We start from the raw sequence: 756 nt of genomic DNA on the forward strand, positions 1-756 counted from the left end.
CTCGAGCCTCGCCTTCTCCTCCGCCGCCCGCCTGACCGCGTCGACGTAGTAGGCGAGCACCTCCTCGTCGGCCCCCTCCGCGAACCTAATCGACTCGATCCAGGACCAGTGCGCCCGGGTCCAGTTGCCCTTCCTGCGGCCGGTGGGCGTCCTCTCGTCGAAGACGAGCCCGTGCCTGAGCAGGAACTTGGAGAGCCGCTGCTTCGAGCGCGAGAGGTCGTCCCTCGCGTCCTCGAGCGCCCTGGTCAGGTCGCGGGCGGCCTCGCACTCGTCGTCGGGGACCCACACCTCGACCACGTTGCCGACCGACAGCATGCGGGCGAGGAACTCGGCGTCGTTGCGGTCGTTCTTCCTGCGCCTGTCCGCGCTGGGCTTGATCATCTTCGAGACGGCGCCGACCACGCAGCCGACCCCCAGGCCGGAGAGCCTCTTCTGCAGGTCGAAGCCCGTGACCCCGGACTCGTACACGCACCTGGCCCCGGGGTCCACGGAGCGGACCCACTCCGCGACGGCGCCGGCGTCGTAGCCGAAGGTCGCGCAGCGCACCTCCCCGGTCATGACGTCGAGGGAGACGGCCTTTATCGAGCGGGCGTGGACGTCGAGGCCGACGAAGGTGGTAGTATCGAGCATGGGAGCCCCTTCCATGAATGCGGCGTGGCCGCCGCGGCTGAATTAGACACTCACCATTGTCGGCCTAATCCGCGGTCTTTCATGCAGCAGGGGCTCTCAATGTTTTATGTCCTGCTCATATCGTCT

1 protein-coding gene is annotated in these 756 nt (G+C 67.5%); it reads right to left on the reverse strand.

Annotation, left to right across the window (positions count from 1 at the left end; translation table 11 throughout):
- Positions 1-630: transposase (locus DXB53_RS10160; RefSeq protein ID WP_233503865.1), on the reverse strand; the 630-nt coding region annotated here is incomplete at its 3' end.
- Positions 631-756: the final 126 nt, after the last annotated feature.

This window comes from Collinsella sp. OM04-5 (assembly GCF_003439125.1).
Lineage (GTDB): Bacteria > Actinomycetota > Coriobacteriia > Coriobacteriales > Coriobacteriaceae > Collinsella.